Source organism: Meridianimarinicoccus marinus (assembly GCF_040689105.1).
Lineage (GTDB): Bacteria > Pseudomonadota > Alphaproteobacteria > Rhodobacterales > Rhodobacteraceae > Meridianimarinicoccus > Meridianimarinicoccus marinus.
Map to the genome: position 1 here is coordinate 70,896 of NZ_JBFBVU010000004.1, position 11,750 is coordinate 82,645.

11 protein-coding genes, 1 tRNA gene and 1 pseudogene are annotated in these 11,750 nt (G+C 65.3%); 7 read left to right on the forward strand and 6 right to left on the reverse strand.

What is annotated here, in order from left to right:
- Positions 1–32 precede the first annotated feature (32 nt).
- Both AB0T83_RS05030 and AB0T83_RS05035 read right to left on the reverse strand, forming a co-directional pair.
- Positions 33–206: pseudogene (locus AB0T83_RS05030) on the reverse strand (LEPR-XLL domain-containing protein); the annotation flags it as partial.
- Positions 207–814: 608 nt separating this feature from the next.
- Positions 815–890: transfer RNA gene (locus tag AB0T83_RS05035), tRNA-Lys, on the reverse strand.
- Between the two features lie 108 nt (positions 891–998).
- Between AB0T83_RS05035 and dapF the strand changes: the two genes are divergently transcribed.
- The 3 genes from dapF to AB0T83_RS05050 all read left to right on the forward strand — a co-directional run bounded on the left by dapF (position 999) and on the right by AB0T83_RS05050 (position 3,774).
- Complete coding sequence (gene dapF, locus AB0T83_RS05040) at positions 999–1,841, forward strand: diaminopimelate epimerase (RefSeq protein ID WP_366191958.1); 843 nt, start codon at positions 999–1,001, stop codon at positions 1,839–1,841.
- Entirely contained in the window at positions 1,838–3,100 is a 1,263-nt protein-coding gene (gene mtaB / locus AB0T83_RS05045) for a tRNA (N(6)-L-threonylcarbamoyladenosine(37)-C(2))-methylthiotransferase MtaB (RefSeq protein WP_366191959.1), read from the forward strand. Before dapF ends, mtaB begins: the two co-directional genes overlap by 4 nt.
- A 62-nt stretch (positions 3,101–3,162) precedes the next feature.
- Positions 3,163–3,774: a glutathione S-transferase gene (locus AB0T83_RS05050; RefSeq protein ID WP_366191960.1), complete on the forward strand. Its 612-nt coding sequence runs from the start codon at positions 3,163–3,165 to the stop codon at positions 3,772–3,774.
- A gap of 58 nt (positions 3,775–3,832) precedes the next feature.
- Here the strand turns inward: AB0T83_RS05050 and AB0T83_RS05055 are convergent, their stop codons facing one another.
- Positions 3,833–4,501 (reverse strand): outer membrane protein, encoded by a 669-nt coding sequence (locus AB0T83_RS05055; RefSeq protein ID WP_366191961.1) that lies wholly within the window; start codon positions 4,499–4,501, stop codon positions 3,833–3,835.
- A gap of 287 nt (positions 4,502–4,788) precedes the next feature.
- Here AB0T83_RS05055 and petA point away from each other — a divergent pair, with 287 nt between their 5' ends.
- The 4 genes from petA (at position 4,789) to aroC (ending at position 8,776) form a co-directional block, all read left to right on the forward strand.
- Positions 4,789–5,352, forward strand: a complete 564-nt coding sequence (gene petA / locus AB0T83_RS05060) for a ubiquinol-cytochrome c reductase iron-sulfur subunit (protein ID WP_366191962.1) — start codon at positions 4,789–4,791, stop codon at positions 5,350–5,352.
- A 12-nt stretch (positions 5,353–5,364) separates the two neighbouring features.
- Positions 5,365–6,708 (forward strand): cytochrome b, encoded by a 1,344-nt coding sequence (gene petB / locus AB0T83_RS05065; RefSeq protein WP_366191963.1) that lies wholly within the window; start codon positions 5,365–5,367, stop codon positions 6,706–6,708.
- 16 nt (positions 6,709–6,724) lie between these two features.
- Positions 6,725–7,516 (forward strand): cytochrome c1, encoded by a 792-nt coding sequence (locus AB0T83_RS05070; protein WP_366191964.1) that lies wholly within the window; start codon positions 6,725–6,727, stop codon positions 7,514–7,516.
- 153 nt (positions 7,517–7,669) lie between these two features.
- Positions 7,670–8,776 (forward strand): chorismate synthase, encoded by a 1,107-nt coding sequence (gene aroC / locus AB0T83_RS05075; protein WP_366191965.1) that lies wholly within the window; start codon positions 7,670–7,672, stop codon positions 8,774–8,776.
- 135 nt (positions 8,777–8,911) lie between these two features.
- Here aroC and AB0T83_RS05080 read toward each other — a convergent pair whose 3' ends face one another.
- The 3 genes from AB0T83_RS05080 to AB0T83_RS05090 all read right to left on the reverse strand — a co-directional run bounded on the left by AB0T83_RS05080 (position 8,912) and on the right by AB0T83_RS05090 (position 11,745).
- Positions 8,912–9,790 (reverse strand): DMT family transporter, encoded by an 879-nt coding sequence (locus tag AB0T83_RS05080; RefSeq protein WP_366191966.1) that lies wholly within the window; start codon positions 9,788–9,790, stop codon positions 8,912–8,914.
- Between the two features lie 81 nt (positions 9,791–9,871).
- Positions 9,872–10,159, reverse strand: coding sequence for an HU family DNA-binding protein (locus AB0T83_RS05085; protein WP_193139446.1), 288 nt, complete (start codon positions 10,157–10,159; stop codon positions 9,872–9,874).
- Positions 10,160–10,281: 122 nt separating this feature from the next.
- On the reverse strand, positions 10,282–11,745 hold the full coding sequence (locus AB0T83_RS05090; RefSeq protein ID WP_366191967.1) for an AMP nucleosidase: 1,464 nt from the start codon (positions 11,743–11,745) through the stop codon (positions 10,282–10,284).
- Positions 11,746–11,750 lie beyond the last annotated feature (5 nt).

The following is an 11,750-nucleotide window of genomic DNA, read 5'->3' on the forward strand; positions in this document are numbered from 1 at the left end:
TCGCCTTGGGGAGAGGCGGACAAATCGACGGTCAACGGGTCTGCGGAAAGCAGCAGGCGGGGCTCAAGCGGGTCGAATCGTAACGAACTTTCGGCCTGATAATCACCCCGTCGCGCCAGATGGGTCAGACGCCGCCGCATCCATCTGGGAAATTTCGGTCGTACATGTTCCCCAACAACGCCTTTGAAATCAAATGGGTACGACATATCGAAACCTCCCCTAAAGGCGCGTTGGGGAGCCCACCCGACGCGACCTTTGATGTTTGATCCCCAACCATAAGCCGAAAAGACGCATCCATGGACAACTCTTTGCTATTGACAGCAGGGCTTTCCCGCAATTTTTCAGGCCGCCTTCTAATCTACTTTAAGTTGTATTTGGGTGAACGGGCCAAACCGCCGCGTCGCCGCCCGTGCGCCGGCCATGCAGGCGCTTGATCACAACCGGGAATCCAGCACTTACCGAAGCGCCATTGCCGCGCATCTGCACCCGGCACGCGCGATCCGAAAGCCTCGACGGGGACCGCCCCCGCGGGTCTCTGCCCTGCCCTTCCGCGGGTCTCCGACACTGCCTGATGCGTGAAAGACCCCGGCCAGATACAGCTTTGAACTGCCGGCGCTGCGCATCCCGATTGCGCCGATGGCCAGTGCCGCCCTTTGAGCAGTGGCACCCGCGGACAGTCCCCCAGACATGCTAAACCACACGGCAAAGGTCGCGACACAGGCGGGCCTGACAGGTCGTATGAGGGATGGTTGACAAACCGAAAACCGCCAAGCAGAGGCTTGGCGGTTTTTCGTTTCCGATCAATCTGTTCAAGTGGTGAGCCGTGCAGGATTCGAACCTGCGACCCACTGATTAAAAGTCAGTTGCTCTACCAACTGAGCTAACGGCCCACTTGAGGCCCCCTCCTATAAATCCCCACCGGGGGGGTCAAGCAGCTTTTCCGACTTTTTTCGCGGCATCTTTATTTTTTTCCGGGGCGGGTCTATATGCCCGCGATGATGAACAGTTCCCCTGAGTTTCCAGCCGGCTTGCCCTTCGTGAAGATGCACGGGCTGGGCAATGATTTCGTGGTCGTCGATACCGCGCAAAGCGGCGTGCCGGTGACCCCGGCGCTGGCACGGGCCGTGGGCGACCGCCATCGCGGCGTGGGCTTCGATCAACTGGCCGAGGTTCTGCTCAGCGAGCGGGCCGATCTGAAGCTGCTTTTCTGGAATTCCGACGGCTCGCGCTCGGGCGCCTGTGGCAATGCCACCCGCTGCGTGGCCGAGCGGGAAATGACCGCACGCGGCACCGACTGCCTTGCCATCGAAACCGAGCGCGGGCTGCTGACGGCCCGGCGCGGGGCCGAGGGCATGGTCTCGGTCAACATGGGCCAGCCGCAGCTGGACTGGCGCGATATCCCGCTGGCGCGCGACGTCGACATCATGGCGCTGCCCCTGCCCGGTCGCCCGGCGGCGGTGGGTATGGGCAATCCCCATTGCATCACCGTTGTGACCGATGCCGAGGCCGTGGCGCTGGACGTAATCGGCCCGAAGCTAGAACACGACCCGCTGTTTCCCGAACGCACCAACGTCGAATTCATCGAACACCGCAAAGACGGCACCCTGCGCATGCGGGTCTGGGAACGCGGCGCCGGGGTAACGTTGGCCTGCGGCTCGGGCGCCTGCGCGGTGGCGGTGGCCGCCCATAAACTTGGGCTGACCGGGCGTGAGGTCCGGATCGAACTGGACGGCGGCTGGCTGACCATCGACTGGCGCGAGGATGGTGTCTGGATGACCGGCCCCACAGCCGAGGTGTTTTCCGGCACCCTGTCGCCCGGCCTGCTGGCGGCGCTGTCATGACCGCCAAACCGCCGGTGTTCTCGACCCACGGGTGCCGCCTGAACGCCTATGAAACCGAAGCCATGAAGGATCTGGTGGCACAGGCCGGGCTGGACGATGCGATCATCGTCAACACCTGCGCGGTGACCTCGGAAGCGGTGCGCAAGGCCCGGCAGGACATCCGCCGCCTGCACCGCGACAACCCACAAGCCAGGATCATCGTCACCGGTTGCGCCGCGCAGACCGATCCCGACAGCTTTGCCGAAATGGCCGAGGTTGCGCGCGTCATCGGCAACACCGAAAAGATGCAGCCCGAGACCTGGGCCGGGCTGGCCGGGGCCGACTGGATCGGCGAGACCGAGAAGGTGCAGGTCAATGACATCATGTCGGTGCGCGAAACCGCCGGCCATCTGATCGACGGCTTCGGCACCCGCTCGCGCGCCTACGTGCAAGTGCAGAACGGCTGCGATCATCGCTGCACCTTCTGCATCATCCCCTTCGGGCGCGGCAACTCGCGCTCGGTGCCCGCGGGCGTGGTGGTCGATCAGATCACACGGCTGGTGGACAAGGGCTATAACGAGGTGGTGCTGACCGGGGTCGACCTGACCTCCTGGGGGGCCGATTTGCCGGGCGGGCCGCGTCTGGGCGATCTGGTGCGTCGCATCCTGAAGCTGGTGCCTGACCTGTCGCGCCTGCGCATCAGTTCCATCGACTCGATCGAAGCCGACCCGGCGCTGATGGAAGCCATCGCCACCGAGCCCCGGCTGATGCCCCACCTGCACCTGTCATTGCAGGCCGGTGACGACATGATCCTGAAGCGGATGAAGCGCCGCCACCTGCGCGACGACGCCATCGCCTTTTGTGAAGAGGCCCGCCGCCTGCGCCCCGACATCACCTTCGGCGCCGATCTGATTGCCGGATTTCCGACCGAGACCGAGGCGATGTTCGAAAACTCGCTGAAACTGGTCGAGGAGTGCCACCTGACCTGGCTGCACGTCTTTCCCTATTCGCCGCGTCCGGGCACCCCGGCGGCGAAAATGCCCCCCGTGAACGGCGTTGCCATCAAGGACCGCGCCGCGCGGTTGCGGGCGGCGGGCACCAGCGCGGTGACCCGGCATCTGGAGGCGCAACTGGGCCGTGACCATCCGGTGCTAATGGAGGCGCCCGATCTGGGCCGCACCCCGCAATTCGCCGAGGTGCGCTTTGCCACGGCCCAGCCCGTGGGCCAGATCGTGACGGCCCGGATTTCCGGCCATGACGGAACCCGCCTCGCCGCCTGACTTGAGGAACCGCTCAAACAGTCCTAGGGTTCGCGCGACCGCAACCAGAAGGATCGCGTCCCATGCGTCTGCACGGCTCCCTCACCTCCCCCTATGCTCGCAAATGTCTCGTGCTGCTGCGTGAGACCGGCCAGATCGACAGCGTCGAGTTTGTTTTGACCGGCGGCACCCCGCTGGACAGTTCGGCCATGCCGCTGGCCCAGAACCCGCTGGGCAAGATCCCGGTGCTGGAACGCCCCGAAGGTCCGGCGCTGTATGACAGCCGCGTCATCACCCAGTACCTCGATCATCGGGCCGGGGCCGGGCTGTACCCCGAGGCACCACACCGCTGGGACGTGCTGACACTGGAAGCCACCGCCGATGGCATCCTCGATGCCGCCATCACCATGGTCTACGAGGATCGCATCCGCCCCGAGGGCACCTCGGTCGATGCCCTCAAGGATGCCTGGTGGGCCAAGATCGCACGCTCGATCGACGCGCTGGAAGCGCGCTGGATCGGTCATCTGGCTGGGCCGATGACCATGGGGCAGATCGCCGTGGGCAGTGCGCTTGGCTATCTGGACTTCCGCCACGACGCCCGCAACTGGCGCGCCGAGGCCCCGGCCCTGTCCGACTGGTACGCCGGTTTCGCCGAACGCCCGTCCATGCTGGCCACGGTACCGCCGGCGGGGTGACACGAAAAAGCCCCCGGCGCTGCAACCGGGGGCTTGAAGCCTGCAAGGTGAAGATGGCTCAGAAGCGGAAGCCGACACCCAGGTTCAGCGCGTTGGTGACGATGTTGGTCTCCAGATTGCCGCCGCCCTTCAGATCCGCCTTGTTCATCGAATAGGTGCCCTTGTATTCGCCGAAGACCGACCAGCTCTCGGTGAAAGGATAGGACACGCCGGCCACCCATTGCACCGCCGGGCCGGTTACCTGGTAGCCGAAGGTCTTGCCGCCCGAGGACGTCACATCCACATGCGGGATCGCCACACCGGCGCCGCCGCCCACATAAGGCGTCCACTTGCGCTCAAGGCTGGGGAAACGCCGGAACACATTGGCGGTCAGGATGTTCAGCCCGTCGGTGAACTCCAGCCGGTCGAAGCCGCTTTCATCCAGGGTCTCGTCATCGGCATAAACCTTGGCGTGGTTGAAATCGACACCGAAGCCCAGAACCTCGTCGCGCCACCAGATGCCGCGCACGCCCCAATAGGGCGGTGCCTCGAAGGACTTGCCCTCCCACCCGGCGGTGAAGTTGAAATCGCCGACGCCGTTCGGGTCCGACCCCTTGACGGTGCTGTGCGGGGAGGTCTGAAATCCGCCGTAGGCCTGCAATTCGAACTCGGCCGCTGCGGGCAACGCGGCGACCGACAGGGCGGCGCCCAGGATCGGGGCGGCGAGAAGCGTTGAAATCTTGCGCATGTCAGGTTCTCCGGCCCCCGATGTGTCGCGTGCGATGATCCGGGGCATGGGCGAGGCGTGAAACTGACCTCGGATCTGGCAGTCAACCGAAGCCGGTGCAATCCCTTTTCACATAATGTCGCCGTTTGAGACCGCAAACAGGGCAATAATGCGGCATTTCGCCCGTCATGCGCTAGATTGTCCGCTGGACCCGTACCGGGCAGAGGTCTACCTACCGGCGGTGAGGCTGCGTAACATGCGGCCAGGGTTTGCGTCGGTCATTCCGACGAAAATGATGGAGAATTTCCGTGTCCCACGCAGAAGATCACGAAGGCACCCGCCGGGATTTCCTTTACTACGCGACCGCCGGGGCCGGTGCGGTTGCAACCGGCGCCGCTGTCTGGCCGCTGGTCAACCAGATGAACCCCAGCGCCGATGTTCAGGCGCTGTCGTCGATCCGCGTCGACATCAGCGGCGTTGAAAGCGGCACCCAGATCACGGTTCAGTGGCTGGGCAAGCCGGTGTTCCTGCGCCGCCGGACCGAAGAAGAGATTGCCGAGGCCCAGGGCGTCGAGATGAGCGAGCTCATCGACCCTCTCGCCCGCAACTTCAACCTCGACGCCTCGACCGATGCCGAAGATGCCAACCGCGCGCTGGACGAAAGCGGCGAATGGCTGGTGATGATGGGCGTCTGCACCCACCTGGGCTGCGTCCCGCTGGGCGATGGCGCCGGTGACTACGGCGGATGGTTCTGCCCCTGCCACGGGTCGCACTACGACACCTCGGGCCGGATCCGTCGCGGACCCGCTCCCGAGAACCTTCATGTTCCCGTCGCCGCCTTCGCCGACGAAACAACTATCAAACTCGGCTAAGGGAGAGCCCGTATGTCCGGAATACCTCACGACCATTACGAGCCGTCGACCAAAGCTGAGAAGTGGGTGGAAAGCCGCCTGCCGATCATCGGCCTGCTCTACACCACCCTGATGATCCCCACTCCGAAGAACCTCAACTGGATGTGGATCTGGGGCATCGTCCTGGCCTTCTGCCTGGTGCTGCAAATCGCCACCGGCATCGTGCTGGTGATGCACTATGTACCGTCGGAAAGCGCGGCCTTCGCCAGCGTCGAGCACATCATGCGCAACGTGAACGGTGGCCACATGCTGCGCTACCTGCACGCCAACGGCGCCTCGCTGTTCTTCGTTGCCGTCTACCTGCACATCTTCCGCGGCCTGTTCTACGGGTCGTACAAGGCCCCCCGCGAGATCACATGGATCATCGGGATGCTGATCTACCTGTGCATGATGGGCACCGCCTTCATGGGCTACGTTCTGCCCTGGGGTCAGATGTCCTTCTGGGGCGCGACCGTGATCACCGGCCTGTTCGGCGCCATCCCCTTCATCGGCGAACCGATCCAGACCTGGCTGCTGGGCGGACCGGCGGTGGGCGGCTACACGCTGAACCGCTTCTTCTCGCTGCACTACCTGCTGCCCTTCGTGATTGCCGCCCTCGTGGTCGTGCACATCTGGGCCTTCCACACCACCGGCAACAACAACCCGTCGGGCGTGCCGGTGCGCACCGACAGCAAGGACGCTGTCAAGAAAGACACCCTGCCGTTCTGGCCCTACTTCGTGATCAAGGATGTGTTCGCGCTGTCCTTCGTGCTGGTGATCTTCTTCGCCATCGTCGGCTTCATGCCGAACTATCTTGGCCACCCGGACAACTATCTTGAGGCCAACCCGCTGGTGACGCCCGCGCACATCGTGCCCGAATGGTACTTCCTGCCGTTCTACGCCATCCTGCGCGCCTTCACCGCCGACGTCTGGGTCGTGCAGATCGCCAACTTCCTGTCCTTCGGCATCATCGACGCCAAGTTCTTCGGGGTTCTGGCCATGTTCGGCGCCATCGCGGTGATGGCCCTGGTGCCCTGGCTTGATACCTCGTCGGTGCGCTCGGGTCGCTACCGCCCCATGTTCAAGTGGTGGTTCTACCTGCTGTGCTTTGACTTCATGGCCCTGATGTGGCTGGGCGCCATGCCCGCCGAAGAGCCCTATTCGTCGCTGTCGCTGATCGCCTCGGCCTACTGGTTTGCCTACTTCCTGGTCATCCTGCCGCTGCTGGGCGTGATCGAGAAGCCAGAGCCCCAGGTCGCCACCATCGAAGACGACTTCAAGGCCCATTACGGCAAAGCGAAATCGGCGGATGCCGCTGCCACGACCCCGGCCGAGTAAGAGGACTAGAGACCCCATGTTCAAGAAAACCGTTCTTGCATCGCTCGCTGCCCTGGCCGTTTCGGCCAGCGGTGCCCTGGCAGCCGGTGGCGGTGGCCATGTCCACGACTACAGCTTCTCGTTCGAAGGGCCGTTCGGCACCTACGACGAGCATCAGCTGCAGCGCGGCCTTCAGGTCTTCACCGAGGTCTGCTCGGCCTGCCATGGCCTGCGCTACGTCCCCCTGCGGACGCTGGGCGACGAAGGTGGCCCGGCCCTGCCGGAAGACCAGGTCCGGGCCTATGCCGCGCAGTGGGAGGTCTTCGATCCCGCGCTCGACGACTTTCGCCCGGCGTCCCCGACCGACCACTTCCCCGGCAGCAACCTGGAAAACGCCCCCGACCTGAGCCTGATGGCCAAGGCCCGTGCCGGGTTCCACGGCCCGCTGGGCAGCGGTCTCAGCCAGCTGGTCAACGGCATCGGTGGTGCCGAATACATCGCCAGCCTGCTGGTCGGCTATACCGGCGAGGAAAAGGAACAGGCCGGATCGCTGTTCTATGAAAACGAGGTCTTCGCCGGCGGCTGGATCGCCATGGGCCCGCCGATCGAGGACGGTCTGGTGGAATACGCCGATGGCTCGCCCAACGACGCCGAATCCATCGCCCAGGACGTGGCCGCCTTCCTGATGTGGGCCGCCGAGCCGAAGATGATGGCGCGCAAGGACGCCGGCCTGACCGCCGTGCTGTTCCTGACCGTGCTGACGGTGCTGCTGTACCTGACCAACAAGCGCCTCTGGGCGCCGGTCAAGAAGGCCGCCAAGGAAGATTGATCGGTCTTTCCCACGCTCTTTTGAAACGCGCGTCCCCAAGGGCGCGCGTTTTGCATTGGTGGCCCGGCATTGTGCCCGCGCCCCGAAAACTGCAGCTTCCGGCTTGAGCCCCGCCCCCGCCCCGGCTAATCCATCGGGCAAAGGAGCCTGCCCATGTCCCTCAACACCTTCGGTCACCTGTTCCGCGTCACCACCTGGGGCGAAAGCCACGGCCCCGCCCTGGGCGCCACCGTGGACGGCTGCCCGCCCGGCGTGCCGATCGAGGCCGAGGCGCTTCAGGTCTGGCTCGACAAGCGCAAACCGGGCACCTCGAAATTCACCACCCAGCGGCGCGAGGCCGACGCGGTCGAGATCCTGTCGGGCGTCTTCGAGGGCCAGAGCACCGGCACGCCGATCCAGCTGATGATCCGCAACACCGACCAGCGGTCGAAGGACTATGGCGACATCGCCGAGAAGTTTCGCCCCGGCCATGCGGATATCACCTATTGGCAGAAATACGGCATCCGCGACTACCGCGGCGGCGGACGCTCTTCGGCGCGCGAAACCGCGGCACGGGTGGCCGCCGGGGGTGTGGCGCGGGCGGCCCTGGCCACGCTGGTGCCGGATCTGAAGGTCACCGGCTACATGGTGCAGATGGGTCCGCACAGGATCGACCGCGCGCGGTTCGACTGGGACCAGATCGCGCAAAACCCCTTCTGGGTGCCCGATGCACAGGCGGCGGAGGATTGGGCCGCCTATCTGGACGGGCTGCGCAAGGCCGGTGAAAGCGTCGGCGCGGTGATCGAACTGACCGCCAGCGGCCTGCCCGCCGGGCTGGGCGCGCCGGTCTACGGCAAGCTCGACACCGATCTGGCCGCCGCGATGATGTCGATCAACGCCGTCAAGGGCGTCGAGATCGGCGAGGGCATGGAGGCCGCCGCCCTGACCGGCAGCGCCAATGCCGACGAAATCTTCATGGGGCCGAACGGACCGGAGTATTCCTCGAACCACGCCGGCGGCATCCTCGGCGGAATCTCGACCGGGCAGGACGTGGTGCTGCGGTTCTCGGTCAAGCCAACCTCCTCGATCCTGACCACGCGGCGCACCATCACCCGCGACGGCGAAGAGACCGAGATCATCACCAAGGGGCGCCACGATCCCTGCGTCGGCATCCGCGCGGTGCCGGTAGGCGAGGCGATGATGGCCTGCGTGCTGCTGGACCACCTGCTGCTGCACCGCGGCCAGAACGGCGAAGGCCTGCGGGGCCGGATCGGGACATAGCGGACGGAAGGGGGGCTCCCGCCCGTCCTTGCTTCGTGCCGAAGCGCGTCCCGTTGGGCCGGGCGCCGCTGCGCGGCGCCTTTCGAGTATTTCAGCCAAGAAAAAGCGGGGTTGGGCGGTGTCCAGAGGGCCGGGTCAGGCCGGTTGCAGGGGCCGCTGCCGGGAAAGTTGCACCGCCAGGATGCCCAGGGTCACGATCATCACCCCGATGACGTCGGTCAGCCGGATCGGCTCGCCCAGCACCACCGCAGCGACCAGAACGCCGAAGACCGGGTTGAGGAAGTGGAAGGTGGCAGCACGGGTGGCCCCCACCCGGTTGACCAGCCAGAACCAGACGATCGTCGCCAGCAGCCCCGGCACCACCGTGGTATAGGCGAAGGCCGCGCCGAGGCGCCAGGTCACGGTCACAGGCTCGAGCCCGGTGATCAGCACCGGCACCCAGAGCACCGCCGAGCCCACGAGCATCTGCAGCCCGACGATCATCAGCAGGTTGCCGCCCGAGGTCGCACCGCGCACCATCAGCGTCGCCGTGGTCAGCGCCAGCATGCCCAGCACGCAAAGCCCGATGCCGAAAGGATCGGCGCCGCCGCTGATCCGGGCGCTCATGATCACCACCACGCCGATCAGCCCGGCCACCAGCCCGGCGATGGCCTGCCGGCCGAGCCGTTCGCCCATGGCGAGCCAGCCGAAGGCCGCCACCGCCAGCGGCATGGTCGAGGCGATGATGGAGCCCACCGAGGCCTCGACCGTTTGCATGGCCACGAAGTTGAGCCCGAGGTAGAGCGCGTTCTGGCAGACGCCGAAGATCAGCGTCGCCTGCCATTGGCGCCGGGTCAGCCGCCATGTCTGGCCAAGCGCCAGCGCGATGGCCACCGCGATGCCGCCCGAGATCAGGAAGCGCAGGGCCAGCGCCGCGATGGGCGGCGCTTCGGCCACGATGATGCGGGCCGAGGTGAAGGCCGAAGACCACATCAGCCCGAAAGCCAGCCCCGCCAGAATTGCCTTGAGATCCATGTCGCGCTCCAACGAAAAAGGGCCGCACCGGGCGACCCTTGATCATGATGTGCCGGCAAGGGCAAGCGCCCTGTGACCGGGTCAGTCGTTGACGCTGTCTTTCAGCGCCTTGGCGACGGTGATCTTGACCACCTTGTCGGCCTCTTTCTTGATCTGCTCGCCGGTCGCGGGGTTGCGCACCATACGCTCGGGACGCTCGCGGCAGTAGAACTTGCCGACGCCCGGCAGGGTCACGGCACCGCCGCCCGAAACTTCGCGGGTGATCAGCCCGGTGATGGCGTCCAGCGCCGCGGTTGCGGTCTTCTTGTCTGCCCCCATTTCATCGGCGATTGCTGCCACCAGTTGTGCCTTGGTCATCGGTTTGCTCATTCTAGCCTCCAGAGCCTGCCTTTTGTCATTGGCCTCAGTCTAGCGGCAAGCGATTCAGCGGCACAATGGTTTTCGCCTGCTTTCCTTGGCAAAAAGGCAAGTTTTCAAGGCTTTTTCGGGTCTCAGAGAAAGGCCGTCTCCTCGAAGGAGCGCAGTTTGCGCGAATGGATGCGTTCCAGCGGCATGTCGCGCAGCAACTCCATCGCCCGCACCCCGATTTCCAGGTGTCGCGACACCTGCGTCTTGTAGAAATCACTGGCCATGCCCGGCAGCTTCAGCTCGCCATGCAGGGGCTTGTCGGAGACGCAGAGCAATGTGCCATAGGGCACACGGAAGCGGAAACCATTGGCGGCGATGGTGGCGCTTTCCATGTCCAGCGCGATGGCCCGGGACTGGCTGAGGCGATGTACCGGGCCGGTGGGGTCGCGCAATTCCCAGTTGCGGTTGTCGATGGTGGCCACGGTGCCGGTGCGCATGATGCGCTTCAGCTCGTACCCTTCCAGCCGGGTGATCTCGGCCACCGCCTGTTCCAGCGCCACCTGGATCTCGGCCAGCGGCGGGATCGGCACCCAGACCGGCAGATCGTCGTCCAGCACGTGATCCTCGCGCAGATAGGCATGGGCCAGCACGAAGTCCCCCAGCCGTTGCGAGTTCCGCAGCCCGGCGCAATGGCCGACCATCAGCCAGGCATGCGGGCGCAGCACGGCGATATGGTCGGTGGCGGTCTTGGCGTTCGACGGGCCGACCCCGATGTTGACCAGAGTGATCCCCGAGCCGTCGGCGCGGGTCAGGTGATACGACGGCATCTGCGGCAGCTTGCCGGGGTGCAGCAGGTCGTCCTTGGGGCCGGTGATCGTGGCATTGCCCGGCCCCACGAACGACGTGTAGCCGCTGTCCGGGTCGCCCAGCACCTGCCGCGCGAAGGCTTCGAATTCATCGACGTAGAACTGGTAGTTGGTGAACAGAACGTGGTTCTGGAAGAACTCGGGATCGGTGGCGGTGTAATGGCTGAGCCGGGCCAGCGAATAGTCGATGCGCTGTGCGGTGAAGGGCGCCAGCGGCGACACCGCGCCCGGCCCCGCCGACACCATGCCATTGACGATATCGTCGTTGGTCGAGCCCAGGTCGGGCACGTCGAAGGCATCGCGCAGCGCGAAGGTCAGCGCGCCGTCATGGGGCACCGCCTTGCCGGCCATGGCGAAATGCAGCGGCATCGGCGTGTCCGAGACCCCGATCCGCACCGCCGTGCCATGGTTCTTGTGCAGCAGCCCGATCTGCTGCTTGAGATAGTTCTCGAACAGGTCGGGCCTGGTCACCGTGGCCGCGAATTCGCCCGGATGGCCCACATGGCCAAAGCTCAACCGGCTGTCCACCGGGGCGTAGGACCCCATGACCACCCGGATCTCGGGATAGTATGCACGGTAGCGGCCCGAGGGTGCGCCCGCTTTCAGCGCCGCCTCGAACCCTTCGGCCAGATGCATCCGCGCCTGGTCGTACAATTCCTGCAGATAGGCCACGGCCTGCGCGGGATCGGTGAATTCGCGCGCCGGCATCTCGGGCGGCGTCAGAAGGGATACGTCGTTCATCAGGG

Coding starts and splice junctions, on each gene's coding strand:
- AB0T83_RS05070 (WP_366191964.1), top strand. CDS start 6,725: ATGTTCAAGAAAACCGTTCTTGCATCGCTCGCTGCCCTGGCCGTTTCG.
- mtaB (WP_366191959.1), top strand. CDS start 1,838: ATGACCGCCAAACCGCCGGTGTTCTCGACCCACGGGTGCCGCCTGAAC.
- AB0T83_RS05090 (WP_366191967.1), bottom strand. CDS start 11,745: ATGAACGACGTATCCCTTCTGACGCCGCCCGAGATGCCGGCGCGCGAA.
- AB0T83_RS05085 (WP_193139446.1), bottom strand. CDS start 10,159: ATGAGCAAACCGATGACCAAGGCACAACTGGTGGCAGCAATCGCCGAT.
- AB0T83_RS05080 (WP_366191966.1), bottom strand. CDS start 9,790: ATGGATCTCAAGGCAATTCTGGCGGGGCTGGCTTTCGGGCTGATGTGG.
- petB (WP_366191963.1), top strand. CDS start 5,365: ATGTCCGGAATACCTCACGACCATTACGAGCCGTCGACCAAAGCTGAG.
- dapF (WP_366191958.1), top strand. CDS start 999: ATGAACAGTTCCCCTGAGTTTCCAGCCGGCTTGCCCTTCGTGAAGATG.
- aroC (WP_366191965.1), top strand. CDS start 7,670: ATGTCCCTCAACACCTTCGGTCACCTGTTCCGCGTCACCACCTGGGGC.
- AB0T83_RS05055 (WP_366191961.1), bottom strand. CDS start 4,501: ATGCGCAAGATTTCAACGCTTCTCGCCGCCCCGATCCTGGGCGCCGCC.
- AB0T83_RS05050 (WP_366191960.1), top strand. CDS start 3,163: ATGCGTCTGCACGGCTCCCTCACCTCCCCCTATGCTCGCAAATGTCTC.